General features: G+C 63.6%; 13 protein-coding genes. 10 read left to right on the top strand and 3 right to left on the bottom strand.

The annotated features are described in order from the left end of the window. The first annotated feature begins 240 nt into the window (after window positions 1-240). The 10 genes from B5E65_RS09855 to B5E65_RS09900 all read left to right on the top strand — a co-directional run bounded on the left by B5E65_RS09855 (window position 241) and on the right by B5E65_RS09900 (window position 14,414). Window positions 241-2,646 carry a glycogen/starch/alpha-glucan phosphorylase gene (locus tag B5E65_RS09855; protein WP_087171604.1) on the top strand — a complete coding sequence of 802 codons (2,406 nt, stop codon included), beginning with the start codon at window positions 241-243 and terminating at the stop codon, window positions 2,644-2,646. Window positions 2,647-2,757: 111 nt separating this feature from the next. Continuing rightward, window positions 2,758-4,578 (top strand): glycoside hydrolase family 13 protein, encoded by a 1,821-nt coding sequence (locus B5E65_RS09860; RefSeq protein WP_087171605.1) that lies wholly within the window; start codon window positions 2,758-2,760, stop codon window positions 4,576-4,578. A 190-nt stretch (window positions 4,579-4,768) separates the two neighbouring features. Further along, window positions 4,769-6,817, top strand: a complete 2,049-nt coding sequence (locus B5E65_RS09865; protein ID WP_087171606.1) for a DUF5107 domain-containing protein — start codon at window positions 4,769-4,771, stop codon at window positions 6,815-6,817. 146 nt (window positions 6,818-6,963) lie between these two features. Continuing rightward, window positions 6,964-7,941 (top strand): biotin--[acetyl-CoA-carboxylase] ligase, encoded by a 978-nt coding sequence (locus B5E65_RS09870; RefSeq protein ID WP_087171607.1) that lies wholly within the window; start codon window positions 6,964-6,966, stop codon window positions 7,939-7,941. An 18-nt stretch (window positions 7,942-7,959) separates the two neighbouring features. Next, on the top strand, window positions 7,960-8,487 hold the full coding sequence (locus B5E65_RS09875; RefSeq protein ID WP_087171608.1) for a biotin transporter BioY: 528 nt from the start codon (window positions 7,960-7,962) through the stop codon (window positions 8,485-8,487). Between the two features lie 146 nt (window positions 8,488-8,633). Next, window positions 8,634-10,982: a ferrous iron transport protein B gene (gene feoB / locus B5E65_RS09880; RefSeq protein ID WP_087171609.1), complete on the top strand. Its 2,349-nt coding sequence runs from the start codon at window positions 8,634-8,636 to the stop codon at window positions 10,980-10,982. Between the two features lie 15 nt (window positions 10,983-10,997). After that, window positions 10,998-11,150, top strand: coding sequence for a FeoB-associated Cys-rich membrane protein (locus tag B5E65_RS09885; RefSeq protein ID WP_087171610.1), 153 nt, complete (start codon window positions 10,998-11,000; stop codon window positions 11,148-11,150). A 211-nt stretch (window positions 11,151-11,361) separates the two neighbouring features. Beyond that, a complete protein-coding gene (gene serC, locus B5E65_RS09890; protein WP_087171611.1) occupies window positions 11,362-12,444 on the top strand; it encodes a 3-phosphoserine/phosphohydroxythreonine transaminase in 1,083 nt (360 codons plus the stop codon). 71 nt (window positions 12,445-12,515) lie between these two features. Beyond that, window positions 12,516-13,679 (top strand): phosphoglycerate dehydrogenase, encoded by a 1,164-nt coding sequence (locus tag B5E65_RS09895; RefSeq protein ID WP_087171612.1) that lies wholly within the window; start codon window positions 12,516-12,518, stop codon window positions 13,677-13,679. Between the two features lie 33 nt (window positions 13,680-13,712). Further along, window positions 13,713-14,414 (top strand): TVP38/TMEM64 family protein, encoded by a 702-nt coding sequence (locus B5E65_RS09900; protein ID WP_087171613.1) that lies wholly within the window; start codon window positions 13,713-13,715, stop codon window positions 14,412-14,414. A 48-nt stretch (window positions 14,415-14,462) separates the two neighbouring features. On the opposite strand, the gene B5E65_RS09905 is transcribed toward B5E65_RS09900, so the two are convergent. From B5E65_RS09905 to B5E65_RS09915, 3 genes are all read right to left on the bottom strand, one after another. Then, window positions 14,463-15,926: a sulfatase family protein gene (locus B5E65_RS09905; RefSeq protein ID WP_087171614.1), complete on the bottom strand. Its 1,464-nt coding sequence runs from the start codon at window positions 15,924-15,926 to the stop codon at window positions 14,463-14,465. 78 nt (window positions 15,927-16,004) lie between these two features. After that, entirely contained in the window at window positions 16,005-17,543 is a 1,539-nt protein-coding gene (locus B5E65_RS09910; protein ID WP_087171615.1) for an ABC transporter substrate-binding protein, read from the bottom strand. A 72-nt stretch (window positions 17,544-17,615) separates the two neighbouring features. Continuing rightward, complete coding sequence (locus B5E65_RS09915) at window positions 17,616-18,551, bottom strand: carbohydrate ABC transporter permease (protein WP_087171616.1); 936 nt, start codon at window positions 18,549-18,551, stop codon at window positions 17,616-17,618. Window positions 18,552-18,557: the final 6 nt, after the last annotated feature.

Consider the following 18,557-nt stretch of genomic DNA (forward strand, 5'->3'; position numbering starts at 1 on the left):
TCGGTTACTCCCTTTTCTGCTTTGTTTTCATTATATTATAGTATAAACCGCCCGCATAAAAAAGCCCAATTTTCGTTTTTCAGCAGATTTGCCTGCCAAAACCGCGGCGCAAAGCCGTTAAATCGCATTTTTTCCTTGAAACAGGCGGCTAAAGCGGGTATAATTATCGTGTTGTGTGTAGCAAAAAACGCGGCGGCCGGTCCGAGGGAAGCGGCCCCGTATGTTTGGAGGAAGTATTGGATGATCCATTATACCAAGCGTGAATTTGATCGTCTTCTGAAAGACAAGCTGACCAGCGAGTACGGCGTTACCCTGGATGTAGCGTCCAACCAGCAGGTTTACCGCTGCCTGGCCCTGATCAGCCGCCAGCTGATGAGCGATCAGCACAAGAAATACCAGAGCAAGGTGTTCGGCACCGGCTCCAAGCAGGTGTACTACCTGTGCATGGAGTTCCTGATGGGCCGCAGCCTCAAGACCAGCCTGTTCAACCTGGGGCTGAACGAGGTGGCTGAGGCCGTTCTGGCCGACGCCGGCATCAAGCTGGAAAATATCTATGAGGAAGAGCCCGACGCCGGTCTGGGCAACGGCGGTCTGGGCCGTCTGGCCGCCTGCTATCTGGACGGCATGGCCACCACCGGCATCCCCGGCACCGGCTACTCCATCCTGTACGAGTACGGCATCTTCAAGCAGAAGATCGTGGACGGCTGGCAGCAGGAGCGCGCCGACAACTGGCTGCCCGGCGGCCAGGTATGGCTGCGCAGCCATCCGGACCAGGCCATCGAGATCAAGTTTGACGGCCATATCCAGGAAACCTGGGACAACGGGTTCCATCATGTGACCCATCGGGATTACAACAGCGTACTGGCCGTGCCCAGCGACATGTATGTGCAGGGCTACAACAGCACCGGCGTAAGCAAGCTGCGCCTGTGGCAGGCCAAGGCCCCGGACTTTGATATGAACAGCTTCAACGCGGGCGAGTATGGCAGCGCCATCACCAAGAACGCCTCCGCCGAGCTGATCAGCAAGATCCTGTACCCCAACGACAACCATCTGGAGGGCAAGATCCTGCGGCTGCGCCAGCAGTATTTCCTGTCCGCCGCCTCCATCGGCGACATCATCCAGAACCACCTGAGCCAGTACAGCACCCTGAACAACCTGCCGGACAAGGTGGCCATTCAGCTGAACGACACCCATCCCACCCTGGCTATCCCCGAGCTGATGCGCATCCTGCTGGATGAGTGCGGCTACGACTGGGAGGCTGCTTTCGATATCTGCCAGCGCACCTTCGCTTACACCAACCACACCGTCATGAGCGAGGCGCTGGAGAAGTGGAGCATCGACATCTTCAAGATGACCCTGCCCCGCATCTACACCATCGTGCAGGAGATGGACCGCCGCTGCCGCGCTGCGCTGGAGCAGGCGTTCCCCGGCGACCAGGGCAAGATCGACTACATGGCCATCCTGGGCGACGGCCAGGTGCGCATGGCCAACATCTGCTGCTACACCTGCCACTCCATCAACGGCGTGAGCAAGTTGCACAGCGAGATCATCAAGAAGAGCGTCTTCCACGACTATTACCTGTATAAGCCGAACGCCTTCAAGAACGTGACCAACGGCATCGCCTACCGGCGCTGGCTGCTGGCCTCCAACCCCCGGCTGACCAATCTGCTGTGCGAGACCATCGGCGAAGGCTTCAAGACCGACGCCGCCCAGCTGTCCAAGCTGGCCCGCTTCAAGGACGACAAGAAGGTTCTGGAAGCCCTGGACAAGGTCAAGGCCGACAACAAGGCCGGCTTTGCCGCCTATCTGGAAAAGACCACCGGCCAGGTGATCGACCCCTCCAGCATCTTCGACTGCCAGGTCAAGCGGATGCACGAGTACAAGCGCCAGCATCTGAACGCGCTGAACATCGCCGCTCAGTACCTGTATCTGAAGAACAATCCCAACGCCGACTTTGCCCCCAAGACCTACATCTTCGGCGCCAAGGCGGCCCCCGGCTACTACATGGCCAAGCAGATGATCCGCCTGATCTGCAAGCTGGGCAAGCTGATCGACGAGGATCCCGCTGTGCGCCAGAAGCTGCGGGTGGTGTATCTGGAAGACTACTGCGTGAGCCTGTCCGAGCGGCTGATGCCCGCCAGCGAGGTGAGCGAGCAGATCAGCCTGGCCGGCACCGAGGCGTCCGGCACCGGCAACATGAAGTTCATGCTGAACGGCGCGATCACCCTGGGCACCCTGGACGGCGCCAACGTGGAGATCGCCCAGGCCGCCGGCATGGAGAACGAGATCATCTTCGGCATGCTGACCGAGGAAGTGGAACATCTGAAGCAGATGGGCTACCATCCCAGCATGTTTATCCGCAACGACGACGAAGCCATGCAGGTGCTGAACTTCCTGGAAAAGGGCTTCGGCGGCGACGACTTCCACGAGATCGTCAACAACCTGCGTACCGCTGACCCCTACATGGTCATGGCCGACTTCAAGGCCTACCGTCAGGCCCAGCAGAAGGTGCAGCAGCTCTACGCCGACCGTACCCTGTGGAACAAGATGAGCCTGGCCAACATCGCGGGCAGCGGCATCTTCAGCGCCGACCGCAGCGTGATGGATTACGCCAACGACATCTGGCACACCAAGCCGGTGCGCTGAGTTTCCGGTTTCCCTGGCATTCCGCCACGCCCTGCGCGCCCACCGGCCGCGGCGGCGTGGCGTTGCCGTTTTTACGGCGCATATTCTTGACACAATGGGGTGTTTTTGACTATGGACCGTTTGTTCAACAGTTTTCTTGACGCATACAAATCGCCTTTCGGCGCCGTGCCGGCGGGCACACCGGTGCGCCTTTCCCTGACCATTCCGGAAAGCTACGGTTTTGTGGAGCCCCGGGTGGTGGTGGCCCGGGACCGGGGCGAAACCACCGAATACCGGATGGAGTACCGGGGCGTGGAAAATGGCATCCACCAGTTTTCCTATACCCTGACCCTGCCGCGGGTGGGACTGTACTTCTACCATTTTGACCTGTACAGCGATTTCCGCAAGCTGAGCCGGGGCGCGCTGGGCGAGGCTTTGGTGACCCGGGACCGGCCGGTCCCCTGGCAGCTGACCGTCTACGAGCCCGGCTTCACCACGCCGGACTGGCTCAAGGGCGGGGTGCTGTACCAGATCTTCCCCGACCGGTTCTGCGAAGGGGTCAAGGATAAGCCCATGCCCTTTGCCGACCGGATCTACCGGGAAAACAAGCATGGCGAACCCTATTTCTGGCCCACCGAGACCGGCGGCTATCTGAACGCCGACTACTTTGGCGGGGATTTTGAGGGCATCCGCCAGAAGCTGCCCTACCTGAAGGACATGGGGGTCAGCTGCATCTATCTGAACCCCATCTTTGAGGCCCATGCCAACCACCGGTACAACACCGCCGACTACCTGAACGCCGACCCGCTGCTGGGCACCAACGAGGAGTTCGTCACCCTATGCGCCGAGGCGAAAAAGCTGGGCATCCGGATCATTCTGGACGGGGTGTTCAGCCACACCGGGTCGGACAGCCGGTATTTCAACAAGGAGGGCCGGTACGGCATCGGCGGGGCCTACCACGACCCCAACAGCCCCTACCGCAGCTGGTACGACTTTGGCCGGCAGTACCCCAGCGGATACCGGTGCTGGTGGGGCTTTGACACCCTGCCGGAGGTAAACGAGTTTGACCCCGCCTACCAGGAATTCATCTGCGGCACCGGCGGGGTCATCGACACCTGGATGCGCCGGGGCGCCAGCGGTTTCCGGCTGGATGTGGCCGACGAGCTGCCGGACAGCTTTATTGAAAAGATCCGCCTGGCCGTAAAGGCCCACGGGCAGGACAGCTACCTGCTGGGCGAAGTGTGGGAGGACGCCTCCACAAAGGAGGCCTACGGCCAGCGGCGCACCTACCTGCTGGGCCGCGGGCTGGACGCAGTGATGAACTACCCGTTCAAGAACGCGATCCTGGACTATCTGCGCACCGGTTCGGCCCACAACGCCGCCGAGCAGATCATGTCCATCTGCGAGCACTACCCCGCCCCCGCCCTGAACGTGCTGATGAACTTCATGTCCACCCACGACACCGAGCGGGCCATCACCGCCCTGGCGGGCGATCCGCTGGGCCAGCACGACCGCTACTGGCAGAGCGGGCGGCGGATTCCGCCTCAGCGGTACGACCGGGGGGTCAAGCTGCTGATTCTGGCCTACGCGCTGCTGTATATGCTGCCCGGCGTGCCCTGCATCTACTACGGGGACGAGGTGGCCATGCAGGGGTACAAGGATCCGTTCAACCGGGCCTACTTTGACTGGGACAGCCAGGAAAAACGCATCCGCCCGGTGCTGCGCAACCTGGCCCGGATGCGCCGGGACTGCGACGCCTTTACCGACGGCACCCTGGAACTGGTCAAGGCCCAGGGCGGGCTGCTGCACCTGCGCCGCCGCGGCCGCACCCAGACGGCCGAGATAATCTTCAACTGTTCCAACGCGCTGATTGCCGAGCAAGCCTTCGGCAAGGCCGCCGAGGTGAATCCCTGGGGCTTTACTGTGCTGGTGGAGGATAACGAGGATCTGTGATTTTTTAAACGGACGTGTTCCGGAACACGTCCGTTTTTTTCGCCCGTTTTTCTGTCCCGGCAGGCCGGTTTTTCCCCAGTAAGAATTGTATGTTTTGCGACTTGTATTCCGCCGCCGGATTGCCTACAATAATTCGCAAGGCCCTTTCACACGCCAACGCCGCCCTTTGTGCGGCAAGGAGAGCAACACCATGGAGATCCTACTGGAAACTTTGACCCTGCCCGGCGCGGCCCTTGGCCCGCAGAACCCGCTGCCCCGCTTCCGGGACCCGCAGCATGACCGGGCCCCCGCCAGCGACGGCACCCTGACCGACGAGCAGCTGGCCGGATTCGGCAAGCACACCGGCGCCCGGCTGCTGCCCTACTGCGCCCAGGACCGCTTTTCCTTTGACAAGCCGATGCGGGATTACCCGGTCATCCGCATGGAAAACGACCGGCTGCGGGCGCTGTTCCTGCCCGGATTCGGCGGGCGGCTCTGGTCGCTGTACGACAAGAAGCTGGGCCGGGAACTGCTGTTCCGCAATCCGGTGATCCAGCCCGCCAACCTGGCGCTGCGCTGCGCCTGGATGAGCGGCGGCATCGAGTGGAACGTGGGCCAGCTGGGCCACGCCTATTCCACCTGCGACGATGTGTTCTTTGCCCGCTGCACCGGCCCGGACGGCCGGCCGTTCCTGCGGATGTACGATTACCTGCGCACCACCGGTCTGGTCTGGCAGGTGGATTTCCACTTCCCGGAAGAGGACAGCGCTTTCCTGGCCGCCCATGTGCGGGTGATCAACCCCACCGACCGGGTCGCCCCCCTCTACTGGTGGACCAACATCGCTGTGCCCGAGACCGGCGCCCGGGTGCTGAGCGGCTGCGGCGATGTGATCTACATCAACCCCAACACCCTGACCAAGGAGGGCACCGTGCACGGCTACGGCGCGGCCCGGATGCCCCATCTGCCCCCGCTGGGCAACGCGGATGTGAGCTATCCGGAGAACTTCCCCTACTCCAACGAGTATTTCTTCCAGAACCCGCCCACGGATCCGGCCCCCTGGGAGGCCTCTCTCTACCGGGACGGCTTCGCCTTTGTGGAGCGCAGCACCCAGCCGCTGCGCATCCGGAAAATGTTCTGCTGGGGCATGCACAAGGGCGGCCGCAACTGGCAGGATCATCTGGCCCTGCCCGGCCAGGGCGCCTATATGGAGATCCAGGCGGGGCTCTCCCCCACCCAGTGCCACGGGGCGGACATGGCCCCCGGCGCGGTGCTGCGGTTCACCCAGTGTTTCGGCAGCATGGAGCTGGATCCGGCCCTCTGGAGCGAGCCTGACTGGGATGCGGCCGTCCGCTGCGCCGGGGAAGAAGCTGAGCAGGTACTGCCCGCCGCCCGTCTGGCGGAGTGGGACCAGGCTTTCACCGCGCTGGAGGACGCGCCGCAGGCCGAACTGCTGCACGCGGGCCACGGCTGGGGCGCGCTGGAACAGCGGCGCCGCGCCCGGATGGGCGAGCCCCCGCTGCCCGGCTGGCCGGAGGACGGCACCCACACCGTGTTCTCCCCGGAAGAGCAGCCCTGGGCCGAACTGCTTGCCGACAGCCGGATGACCCCGCTGGAGCCGGGGCAGCTGCCGGTGAGCTGGATGACCGACCCGGCCTGGCGGCCGCTTCTCACCGACGCCTACCGCACCGATCCCTCCAACGCGGCGGTGGCCGCCGCCCTGGGCGTGCTGGAGTACGAAAACGAAAACTGGGACGAGGCCGCTGCCATCTGGCGGGAGAACTGGAACATGCAGCCCACCGCCATCGTCTGCCGCTGCCTGGCCCAGAACAGCCTGCGCAAGGGCAAGGAGCCCCAGGCCCGGGAACTGATACGCCAGGCCATGGCGCTGCAGGGGGATGCGCCCCATCCCGCCCTGGCCGCCGAGTACCTGACCATGCTGCAGGCCCAGAGCCGCTGGCAGGAACTGTGGGACGCCTTCTCCGCTTTGCCCAAAGCTGTGCAGCAGGATGAGCGGGTGACCATTCTGGCCGCCACCGCCGCCGGGCATCTGCAGAACGACGAGTTCCTGGACCGGGTGTTTGCCCATAAATTTGCCGTGATCCGGGAGGGCGAAACCCAGCTGACCGACGTGTGGTTTGCTGCCATGGCCCGCCGCAAGGCCGCTGCCGAGGGCCGGGATGACCTGGCCGCTGTGGAGCAGGAGGTGCGTGCCACGATGGCGCCGCCGGATACCATTGATTTCCGACTGACCGGCCGCTGAGCCGGCTGCCGGGGGATGTGTACGCATCCCCCGGTTTTGTTTTGCCCAAAAAGTTGTAAACCCCTCCCGGCATTTTATGTTGACGATGGTTTGCGCCGCCCGGTATAATGGCACCGTTACCCAACGCTGTGAAAGGAGGCCGCCCCATGCCCACCACCCGACAGGCCCTGTTGGCGCTGCTCTGCGAACAGCCGGGGCAGGACATATCCGGCCAGGCCCTGGCCGACCGACTGGGGGTAAGCCGGGCCGCGGTGCACAAGGCGGCGGCGGCTTTGCAGAAGCAGGGATACGCCATCCAGGCGGTGAGCGGCCGGGGCTACCGGCTGACCGCCGAAAGCGACTGCCTGACCCGGGAGGAACTGGAACTGCTGTGGCCTCACCGGCCCTGCCGGGTTTTGCCGCAGGTGGATTCCACCAACCGGGAAATGCGTCGGATGATTCTGGAGGGCGCATCCCACGGCACACTGGTGGTGGCCGGGGCCCAGACCGAGGGCCGGGGCCGGGCCGGGCGGGTGTTCGTCAGCCCGCCCGGCGGGGTGTATCTGAGCCTGCTGCTCTGCCCGCAGCCGGACGCGCCCGGCGACGTGACCGCGGTGACCGCCGCGGCAGCTGTGGCGGCGGCCCGGGCGGTGGAAACGCTGTGCGGACGGCAGCTGCGGATCAAATGGGTGAACGACCTGTACTGGCAGGGCCGCAAGGTGGGCGGCATCCTGACCGAGGGGCTGCTGGATATGGAAAGCGGCCGGCCCAGCCATGTGGTGGTGGGCATCGGGCTGAACCTGCGCACCCCCGCCGGCCTGCTGGCCGACGCGCCGGAGGCGGGCAGCCTGTTCCCGGACGGGGCGGCCCCCTGCGGCCGGGCCCGGCTGGCGGCGGCCATCGCCGGAGAGCTGCTGCGCTGGGACGGCTCCCCCGCCTGGTGGGAGGAATACCGGGCCCGCAGCCTGGTGCTGGGGCACTGGCTTACCGTGACCGAACCCACCGGCCATACCTACACCGCCCTGGCCCAGGCCATTGACGATGAGGGGCGGCTGGTGGTGCAGCTGCCCGGCGGCGGCGTGCGGGCACTGCGCAGCGGCGAAGTGCGCACCCGCCCCGCGCCCCGGCCCGGCGAATCATTTTAATTGCATGGAGGAATCCCGATGAAAACCGCAAACAAAACCCGTCAGCTTACCACTGCGGCCCTGTGTGCCGCCCTGCTCTGTGTGGTCTCTCCCTGGAGCATTGTGATCGGCCCCATCAGCCTGACCCTGGCGGTGTTCGGGGTATTCTTTGCCGGGGCGATGCTGGCCTCTCCCGGCATGGCCGCGGCCGCGGTGCTGGTGTATATGGCGCTGGGCGCGGTGGGCCTGCCGGTGTTCAGCAACAACATGGGCGGCGCCCAGGTGCTGGTGGGGGTCACCGCTGGATTCCTGTGGGCGTATCCGGTGATGGCGGCCATCCTGGCAGCGGCCTGCCGCCGCTGGCAGGGTCTGCTGCCCCGGCTGGGCGCGGTGCTGCTGGGCCAGCTGGTGTGCTATACGCTGGGCACCGCCTGGTTCATGTTTGTGATGAAGATGGGCCTTCTGCCCAGCCTGACCGCCTGCGTCTTTCCCTTTATCCTGCCGGATTTTCTCAAAGGTCTGGCGGCGGTGCTGCTGGCCCGGGGCCTTCGTGCCCGGCTGGGCTGAACCGCCTGTTTTTCCCGCCCCGGACGGCCTATCCGTCCGGGGCGGTTCTTGCTTCCAAACGCGCGTTGACAGACCGGAAACGGGGTGGTATAGTAGGTGGGTAAAAAATGCGGAATTGTTACGATATGCGCGGAGGAGGACAGGGCATGACACTGGATCAGTTGCATGTGGGGGAAAGCGGCGTCATCCGGGCCGTAGGCGGCCAAGGGGCGCTGCGGCGGCACTTTTTTGATATGGGGCTCACCCCCGGCACCTGGGTGACCCTGCGCAAAACGGCCCCCATGGGGGACCCGGTGGAGCTGGAACTGCGGGGGTATGAACTGACCCTGCGGCTGGCCGACGCCGCCGATATCACCATTGAAAAGATGGACCTGCCCCTGCGGCGGGAGGCCGGCGCCATCCATCCGGAGGACACCGACCACCCCGGCCACGGCGAGGCGGCATTTGCCCCCCGCAAGGGCGGCCGGGAGCTGCCGGACGGCGCCCCGCTGACCTTTGCCCTGGCGGGCAACCAGAACTGCGGCAAGACCACCCTGTTCAACCAGCTGACCGGCTCCAACCAGCATGTGGGCAACTTCCCCGGCGTGACGGTGGACCGGAAGGACGGCCAGATCCGCAAGCATCCGGAGGCCACGGTGGTGGACCTGCCGGGCATCTATTCCCTGTCCCCCTACTCCAACGAGGAGATCGTGACCCGGGATTTTCTGATCGGGCAGCATCCCCAGGGCATCATCAACATTGTGGACGCCACCAACATCGAACGCAATCTGTACCTGACCCTGCAGCTGATCGAGCTGGACATCCCCATGGTGCTGGCGCTGAACATGATGGACGAGGTGCGCAGCGGCGGCGGCACCATCCTGGTGAACCGGCTGGAGGCGGAACTGGGCATCCCGGTGGTGCCCATCAGCGCCGCCAAGAATGAAGGCATCGACGAGCTGATTGCCCATGCCCTGCTGGTGGCCCGCCAGCAGCAGAAGCCCGGGCGGCTGGATTTCTGTTCCGGCGCGGTACACCGGTGCATCCACGCTATCAGCCACCTGATTGAAGACCACGCCGAGCGTGCGCAGGTTCCGCCCCGGTTCGCCGCCACCAAGCTGGTGGAGGGCGACGCGCCCATGCTGGAAAAGCTGGCCCTGAGCACCAACGAGAAGGAGCTCATGGAGCACGCCATCACCGAGATGGAGGACGAACTGGGCACCGACCGGGAGGCCGCTCTGGCCGATATGCGGTACAGCTTTATTGAACAGCTGTGCGTCCACACGGTGGTCAAGCCGGCGGAAAGCAAGGAAAAGGCCCGCAGCGTGGCCATGGACAAGGTGCTGACCAACAAATACCTGGCCCTGCCCATCTTCCTGGCCATCATGGGCTTTGTGTTCTGGGCCACCTTCGGGCCGGTGGGCAGCACCCTGAGCGATCTGTTCAGCGCGGGGATTGACTGGGTCACCGCCCGGTGCAGCGACGCATTGATCGCTTATGGCATCAACCCGGTGGTGCACAGCCTGGTGATCGACGGCATCTTTGCCGGCGTGGGCAGCGTGCTAAGCTTCCTGCCCCTGATCGTGGTGCTGTTCTTCTTCCTGTCTTTGCTGGAGGATTCCGGCTACATGGCCCGGGTGGCTTTCGTCATGGACAAGCTGCTGCGCAAGCTGGGTCTGAGCGGCCGCAGCTTTGTGCCCATGCTGATCGGTTTCGGCTGCAGCGTGCCCGCCATCATGGCCACCCGCACCCTGTCCAGCGAACGGGACCGGAAGATGACCATTCTGCTGACCCCCTTCATGAGCTGCAGCGCCAAAATCCCCATCTACGCCATGTTCACCGCCGCTTTCTTTGCCAAATTCCAGGCGGGGGTGATGATCGGGCTGTACCTGCTGGGCATCCTGGTGGGTGTGGTGTTCAGCCTGATCCTGAAAGCCACCGTTTTCAAGGGCGAACCGGTGCCTTTTGTGATGGAGCTGCCCAACTACCGGCTGCCCAGCGCCAAAAACGTGGGCCAGCTGATCTGGGACAAGGCCAAGGATTTTCTGACCCGCGCCTTTACCGTGATCTTCCTGGCGTCCATCCTGATCTGGTTTTTGCAGACCTTTGACGCCCGGCTGAACGTGGTCACCGACTCGTCCCAGAGCCTGCTGGCCATGCTGGGCGGGCTGCTGGCCCCGCTGTTTGCCCCCCTGGGCTTCGGCGACTGGCGGGTGGCCACCGCGCTGGTCACCGGCTTTACCGCCAAGGAGGCGGTGGTCAGCAACCTGGCGGTGCTCACCGGCTCCACCATGGCCACCCTGCCCCAGAACCTGAGCAGCCTGTTTACCCCCTTCACCGCCTTTGTGTTCCTGGTGTTCACCCTGCTGTACACCCCCTGCGTGGCGGCCATCGCCGCCGTGCGCCGGGAGATGGGCAGCGTCCGGGCCGCGCTGGTTGTGGTGGTGGAACAGTGCGCCATCGCCTGGGTGGTGGCGTTCCTGGTGCGCTGTATCGGGATGCTTTTCATCGGATAAACGGAGGTTTTTTATATGGGTACCTGGATTGTTCTGGGCGTTGTGATTGTGGCGGCCATTGCCGCGCTGGTTTTTATCTGCAAAAACGGCGGCTGGGGCGGCTGCGGCGGTGACTGCGCCCACTGCGCCGGCTGCGACGCACAGAAAAAGCAACAGAACGGGCAGTAACCGCCCATACACAAGCCCGCCGGAGCGTTGGCTCCGGCGGGCTTTTTCGTCGCATTTTTGTCCTCTATTGGCGTACATTTGTAACTTGAGTGAATCCACACGGGTGCGGGCGGCTCATTTTTGTGCAAAAGCCGCACTGTACCACAGTGCCGAAATAGAGTATAATACTCTGTATAAACCGCCGCGAGGCGAAAAAAAGGAGAGTTTGATCATGGCACGAGTGTACAACTTCAGCGCAGGCCCTTCCATGCTGCCCGAACCGGTCCTGGAGATCGCACGGGATCAGCTGCTGGAATACGGATGTTCCGGCCAGTCCGTCATGGAGATGAGCCATCGAAGCAGTACCTTCGATGCCATCATCAAGGACACCGAAGCGGCGCTGCGCCGGGTGCTGAACATTCCGGACAACTACAAGGTAGGCTTTATCCAGGGCGGCGCCTCCACCCAGTTCGCGATGGTGCCGATGAACCTGATGACCACCGGCCACGCCGACTACATTGTTACCGGCAACTTCTCGAACCGGGCCGCCAAGGAGGCCGCCAAGTTCGGCCAGGTGGACGTGGTAGCCTCCAGCAAGGACAAGAACTTCACCTACATTCCCGACCCGGACACCATCGCCTATACCCCGGGCGCCAGCTACGTGCATATCTGCGAGAACAACACCATCTTCGGCACCCGCTACACCAAGCTGCCCCAGGTGCCCGGCGTACCGCTGGTGGCAGATATGTCCAGCTGCATCCTGAGCCGTCCCACCGATGTGAGCCAGTACGGGCTGATCTACTTCGGCGTGCAGAAGAACGTAGCCCCCGCCGGCATGGCCATTGCCATCGTGCGGGAGGATCTGCTGGGCAACGCGGGCCCCGCGGTGCCGGATATGCTCAACTACAAGACCCTGATCGACGCGGACAGCATGTACAACACCCCGCCCTGCTGGTGCATCTACATGACCGGCCTGGTGCTGGACTGGATCGAGAACCAGGTGGGCGGTCTGGCCGAGATGGAAAAGCGCAACAACGCCAAGGCGGCGGTACTGTACGATTATCTGGACAGCCAGGAGTTCTACAAAAATCCGGTGGAAAAGGAATTCCGCAGCATCATGAACGTGACCTTTACCAGCCCCACCCCCGAGCTGGACAAGAAATTCTGCGCCGAAGCCGCAGCCGCCGGGTTCGTGAACCTGAAGGGCCACCGTCTGGTGGGCGGCATGCGCGCCTCCATCTACAACGCCATGCCTGCTGAGGGCGTGGCCAAGCTGGTGCAGTTCATGGAAGACTTCCGCAAGGCAAACGCGTAAAAACCGTGAAAAGTTCGGCGGCGCCGATTGACAGCCCGGCGCCGCCGTCATACTATAAAGGAGTGTGGATCATGTATACCATCAAGACCCTCAACAGCATTTCGGCCGCCGGTCTTGGGCGGCTTTCGGCCAATCTGTTCCGTGTGGACAACGACTGCGAAGAGCCCCAGGGCATCCTGGTGCGCAGCGCCAAGATGCACGATATGCCCCTGCCCGGCAGCCTGCTGGCCATCGCCCGGGCGGGCGCCGGTGTGAACAACATCCCGCTGGACAAGTGCAGCGAACAGGGCATTGTGGTATTCAACACCCCGGGCGCCAACAGCAACGCGGTGGCGGAGCTGGCGGTGGGCGGCCTGGTGCTGGCCAGCCGCAACCTGGCCCCGGCGCTGGCCTGGGCCGCCGGGCTGAAAGGCCAGGGCGACGCGGTGGGCGCGCTGGTGGAAAAGGGCAAAAGCCAGTTTGTGGGCCCGGAACTGCGGGGCAAGACCCTGGGCGTGATCGGCCTGGGCGCCATCGGCGTCAAGGTGGCCAACGCGGCGGTGCATCTGGGCATGGATGTGTACGGCTATGACCCCTACATCTCGGTGGAGGCCGCCTGGAATCTGAGCCGGAGTGTTGTACACTGCGTAAACCTCAACGATATTATTACAAAATGTGATTATATCACCCTGCATCTGCCCCTGAACGCCCAGACCCGCGGTTTCCTGAACGGCAACACGCTGGCCAGCTGCAAGCAGGGCGTGCGGGTGCTGAACTTCGCCCGGGGCGAGCTGGTGGACAACGCCGCCATGCTCAGCGCGCTGGAACAGGGCAAGGTGGCCACCTACGTGACCGACTTCCCCTGCGAGGAACTGCTGGGCGTGCCCGGCGTGGTGGCCCTGCCCCATCTGGGCGCCTCCACCCCCGAGAGCGAGGACAACTGCGCCGTGATGGCCGCCGAAGAGATCGCGGATTACCTGCTCAACGGCAACATCACCAACAGCGTAAACCTGCCCAACGTAAGCCAGCCCCGGGCCGCGGGGCGACGCATCTGCGTGATCCACAAGAACGAACCCGGCCTGATCAGCGCCATCACGGCGGTGACCACCCAGGCCGGCCTGAACATCGAGAACATGGTGAACAAGAGCAAAAAGGAAATGGCCTACACCATGCTGGACGCCACCGGCCCCATCGGCCGGGATCTGGAACAGCAGATGGCCGCCATTCCGGCCGTGGTGCGGGTGCGCATCCTGTAAAGCCGATTGCCTGTTCACCGGAAAGTGTGAACTGTGCAAGACGAATCCAACATACGGCCACGGGCCAAAAAGCGCTGGCTGGTGCTGCTGGTTCTCCCCCCGGCGGCACTGGCTGCGCTTGGCCTGATCTTCTGGGGCCAGCTGCGGGGGCTTACCGCCGCCGAGCTGCTGAACTATCTGCCCGCCAGCGTGCCGCTGGCCGCCCTTTCCCTGATCGGGCTGCACGGGCTGAAATCCCTGAGCCTGGTGTTTCCGCTGGCGGTGCTGCAGGTGGCGGGCGGTCTGCTGCTGCCCACCGGCTGGGCCTTTGCGGTGAACCTGGCGGGCATGCTGGTCAGCCTGTCCCTGCCCTACGGGGTGGGGCGCTTTACCGGCAACCAGCTGTGGCGCTGGCTTTGTGCCCGGTTTCCCCGGATACAGGCCATCGAGCGGTTTGAAGCCGGCAACAACCTGCTGTTTGCCGCCATCCTGCGGCTGGTGGATGTGCTGCCCTTTGACCTGGTAAGCTGGTATCTGGGCAGCACCGGCGTGGCCTACGGGCCTTATCTGGCCGGTTCGGTGATCGGCAACCTGGCCGACATGGTCATGAACACCTGGCTTGGCATCGCGCTCAGCGACGGGCTGGACTGGCGGCAGCTGCTGCTGTGGCTGGTGCTCAAGATCATCAGCCTGCTGGCCGCCCGCGCGCTGAACCGCCGGGTAAACGAGCGCTGCCGCAAACCCACTGAAACATGAAAACGGAACTGCCTGCGGGCAGTTCCGTTTTTTGTCTGTCGGTGCCGGTTATGGCTCCGTCTGATATTTGGGGCTGTCGGCATAGACAGGCCGACCCCCGGAATAGACGCCCGGGCGGCGCATCTGGCCAAAGCCGGTCACCGCTTCCCGGCATCCGTCCACCGCCGGGTCGGCGTAGGTGCAGTACCAGTTCTGCAGCCGGTCCAGCATCCGGGCCTGGATCTCCGCGTACTCCGGGCGGCCGGCCAGGTTCTCCCGCTCGCCCGGGTCCCGGGCCAGGCAATAGAGTTCGTGGGGGCCGTAGGGGTAGCGGTGGATGTACTTCCACTCCCGGTTGCGGATCATCCGGCTGCTGCCGTACTCATCCAGAATCACCACATGGTTGTCCGCCTCGGCGCCGTTCACCAGCACGTCGGCAAAGCTGTGCCCCGGCAGGTCGGCGGGCAGGTCGCCCCGCAGGTCCAGCAGCTCGTTCAGGGTCTGGATGATGTCGTAATGGCTGCACATGCTTTCGGTGACCCGGCCTGCCCGGACATGGCCCGGCCAGCGGGCGATAAAGGGCACCTTGACCGCCGTGTCGAACAGATTGAACGGGAAGGTGCCGTTGCCCTTGCCCCAGATGCCGTGATGACCCATGTTCATGCCGTTGTCGGCGGTGAAGATCACCAGGGTGTTTTCCGCCTGGCCCCGTTCTTCCAGCCGGTCCAGCAGCCGGCCCACCCCCGCGTCCATGGCCGTGACCGCCGCGTAATACCCCCGCAGCAGCCGTTTGCGCTCCTCCCCGGTGCCCCCGGGGGCGGTGGGGATGCGGTCGGGGTGCAGCGGCTCGTCCGGGGTGGCGGTAAAGGCGCAGTTCCGGTACAGGTCGATGTATTCCTTCGGGTGCTGATCCTCATCCCAGGGGTCGTGGGGCGCGGTATAGTGCACGCTGATATAGAAGGGATTTTCGCTGCCGGACAGCGCATCCAGATACTCCAGCGCCCGCTCGGTAATCAGGTCGGTGATGTAGCGGCTTTCAAAGTGCAGCGTTCCGTTTTCCACCACGTCCGCCCGGTTGTACAGGCAGCCGCCCTGGCCGATGGTGTACCAGTGGGAAAACCCGTGCTGGGGATGCAGGCTGTCCCCCAGGTGCCACTTGCCCGCCAGCGCGCAGGTATACCCCTGCCGGGCCAGCAGGTCCGGGTAGGTAACCAGCCCCTCCAGATACCGGACGGGCCGGTCCTCGCTGGCAAAATAGGGATCGCCTGCCTGTTCCCCCAGCGCCTGCCGGTCCAGGCTGCCGCTGCGGATCCAGTCGTGCACCCCGTGCTGGGAGGGAATGCGGCCGGTCAGGATGGAGGCCCGGGCCGGGCTGCACACCGGCGAAGCACAGAAGAAATTCTCAAACCGGGTGCCCTGCGCCGCCAGCCGGTCCAGGTTGGGGGTGTGGATGTCGGTGTTGCCGGCGCAGCGCAGCGCCCAGGCACCCTGGTCGTCGGTCAGAATAAACAGCAGATTGGGTCGTTGTTTCATAGATTTGGCCTCGTTGTTTTTACAGATAAGGGCCGGCAGCCCGCGGGCTGCCGGCCCTTGCCGGTCATGGTTTCCGGATCAGCCTGCCGCAAACTGGGTCAGCTGGTTGTTCACCTCCGCCACCAGGGCTTCGGCGCCGTTGGCGTTCAGGGCATCCAGGAATTTGGGGATATACTCGGCCGGATCCACCGAGCCGGTTTCCAGCGAGGGGGCATATTCGCTGATCACGTTGGTCAGGGCCGCCACCTGGGTCTCCACCGGTACCGCGTCAAAGGTAAAGCCGTTGTTGGGCGAGATGATGGCGGAATCGTTGTAGGCCTTGAACAGTTCTTCAATGTTGTCGGGGTAGCTGATATCCCACTTCTGATTGAAGGGGGTGCCGAACTGCCAGCCGTAGGTGTAGTCGTAGCCGTTATCGGTCAGGGTGCCGCCCATGGTCTTGTCCACCTGGTTGTCGCCCACGGCGCTGTGGTGCGTACCCTCGATGCCGTGGCGGATCAGGGTGCCCACATACTCGTCGGTGTTCAGCAGGTTGATGAACTCCAGCGCCTTCTCGGGATGTTCGCTGGCCGAAGAGATCGCCAGCAGGCCGCCCATGGCGCTGCGGGTTTCAAACAGGGGGTCCATCAGGGGCACAAAGCCCACGCCGTGGCCGCTGGAGGCGGTCATGGATTCCGCGGTGCCGGGTGCGTACTGGATAAAGTAGGAGAACAGCGCGCCGTTGTTGAAATCGTTGTCCCGGTTGGCGGTATCACTGTCGTAGTTGACCGGATCGCCGCCCAGGTACCCGGCCTGGTTCCAGCCGCGCACGGTCTGGCAGTAGTTCATATACTCCTCACTGGCGTACTGGTTGAACACCGCCTGGTCCTTCATATCGGCAAAATTGCTGAACTGGGGCACCGCGCCCGCGGCGGGCAGCTGGGGATTGCCGGTGAGGGACTCATAGGGGGCAGCCATGGGCCAGGCGTTGGTCAGGCCGGAAACGCCCACCACGTTTTTGCCCTCGGCTTTGCTCTTGGCCGCCACAGTTTCCAGCACCTTGGTGTAGTCTTCCAGGCTCTTGACCGCGCTCATGTCAATGCCGTAGGCCTCGGCCATATCGCTGTTGTAGACGATACCGCCCTGCCAGCCCATCTCCTTGTAGGAGGGCACGCCGTAGATGGAGCCGTTCACGCGGACGGCGTTCCACTCGGCCTCGGGGATGAACTCCCAGGTTTCCTTGGCGTACTGGGGCAGCAGTTCGGTGATGTCCAGGAACGCGTCCTTGCCGGTGAACTGCAGGTAATCGGTGGTCCAGTTGGAGGTAAAGCAGATATCGAAGTATTCGCCCGCGTTGATCAGGTTGGGCATCTTCTCCTTGTAGTCCGGGTTGGCCATGACCTTGTAGTCGATCTCCACCCCGATCTTCTCGCGGGTGTACTCGTTCAGCGCCTGGATGACCTTGTCGGTATCGGCGGCCACCGGGTTGATGGACATATACCAGGTGAGGGTGGTGATATCGCCGTCGCCGGACGGGGCGGAACCGCCGGCGGGAGCCCCGCCGCAGCCCGCCAGCAGACCGGCGGCCAGCGCGGCGGACACACCCAGCGCCGCCATGCGTTTCATGGTATTTTTCATAACGTGCCTCCTTGAAAATGTATATCCTTGTTTATGGCCCGCCCCGGCGGGACAGACCGGATGAACTGGTTTTCAGCCTTTGACGCCGCCCACCGTCAGGCCCTTGACGAAATACTTCTGGAAGAAGGGATAGGCCAGCAGAATGGGCAGCACCACCAGCACAGTCAGGGCCATGCGGCCGCTGTCGGTGGGGGCGTTGGCGGCCATCTCGGCGTATTCCAGGGCGTTGGCCGAGGACTGCTTCATAAACTCCAGGCTGTTCTGCATGCTCCACAGCAGGGTCTGCACCGGGTATTTTTTCTGGTCAATGATGTATAGCATGCCAAGGAACCAGTCGTTCCAGTAGGCGATGGTGGTGAACATCCCGATGGTGGCCAGGCCCGGCTTGGACAGCGGGGTCACGATGCGGAAAAAGGTTTTGAACTCCCCTGCCCCGTCGATGCGGGCGGCCTCGATGATCTCCATGGGGATGCTCTTGTAAAAGGTGCGCAGCACGATCACGTAGAACGCATTCAGCGACATGGGAAAGATCAGCGCCCCCAGGCTGTTGCCCAGGCCCAGGATCTGGGTGTTGACCATGTAGGTGGCCACGATGCCGCCGTTGAACAGCATGGTGAACAGCATCAGCAGGGTGAACAGCCGGTTGTAGGCGTAGTCCGCCCGGCTGAGCACATAGGCGAACATGGCGGTGATAATCAAACTGAACAGGGTGCCCGCCACCGTGACGAATATGGTGATACCGTAGGAGCGCACCAGCTGGTCGCCCAGGCGGAAGAAGAAGCGGTAGGCGTCCAGGCTCCACTCGCTGGGGAAGAAGCTGTAGCCGTTCTGGAAAATGCTCTGCTCGCTGGAAAAGGATACGATCACCACCAGGATCAGCGGCAGCACACAGGCCAGCGCCCAGAGCAGAAAGATCAGGTTCAGGATCCGGTCGGCGCGCCGGGAGATGCGGTTGATGGCCAGGTCGCCCTCGCCCTCATCCCGCGGATGTTTTTTGAATGGCAGCATGGTGTA

It is taken from the genome of Gemmiger sp. An120, assembly GCF_002160955.1.
Taxonomy (GTDB): Bacteria; Bacillota; Clostridia; order Oscillospirales; family Ruminococcaceae; genus Gemmiger_A; species Gemmiger_A avium.

What these genes read in the sequence shown, in the direction of transcription:
- B5E65_RS09855 (WP_087171604.1), top strand. Translation starts at nt 241, where the DNA reads ATGATCCATTATACCAAGCGTGAATTTGATCGTCTTCTGAAAGACAAG.
- B5E65_RS09860 (WP_087171605.1), top strand. Translation starts at nt 2,758, where the DNA reads ATGGACCGTTTGTTCAACAGTTTTCTTGACGCATACAAATCGCCTTTC.
- B5E65_RS09865 (WP_087171606.1), top strand. Translation starts at nt 4,769, where the DNA reads ATGGAGATCCTACTGGAAACTTTGACCCTGCCCGGCGCGGCCCTTGGC.
- B5E65_RS09870 (WP_087171607.1), top strand. Translation starts at nt 6,964, where the DNA reads ATGCCCACCACCCGACAGGCCCTGTTGGCGCTGCTCTGCGAACAGCCG.
- B5E65_RS09875 (WP_087171608.1), top strand. Translation starts at nt 7,960, where the DNA reads ATGAAAACCGCAAACAAAACCCGTCAGCTTACCACTGCGGCCCTGTGT.
- feoB (WP_087171609.1), top strand. Translation starts at nt 8,634, where the DNA reads ATGACACTGGATCAGTTGCATGTGGGGGAAAGCGGCGTCATCCGGGCC.
- B5E65_RS09885 (WP_087171610.1), top strand. Translation starts at nt 10,998, where the DNA reads ATGGGTACCTGGATTGTTCTGGGCGTTGTGATTGTGGCGGCCATTGCC.
- serC (WP_087171611.1), top strand. Translation starts at nt 11,362, where the DNA reads ATGGCACGAGTGTACAACTTCAGCGCAGGCCCTTCCATGCTGCCCGAA.
- B5E65_RS09895 (WP_087171612.1), top strand. Translation starts at nt 12,516, where the DNA reads ATGTATACCATCAAGACCCTCAACAGCATTTCGGCCGCCGGTCTTGGG.
- B5E65_RS09905 (WP_087171614.1), bottom strand. Translation starts at nt 15,926, where the DNA reads ATGAAACAACGACCCAATCTGCTGTTTATTCTGACCGACGACCAGGGT.
- B5E65_RS09910 (WP_087171615.1), bottom strand. Translation starts at nt 17,543, where the DNA reads ATGAAAAATACCATGAAACGCATGGCGGCGCTGGGTGTGTCCGCCGCG.
- B5E65_RS09915 (WP_087171616.1), bottom strand. Translation starts at nt 18,551, where the DNA reads ATGCTGCCATTCAAAAAACATCCGCGGGATGAGGGCGAGGGCGACCTG.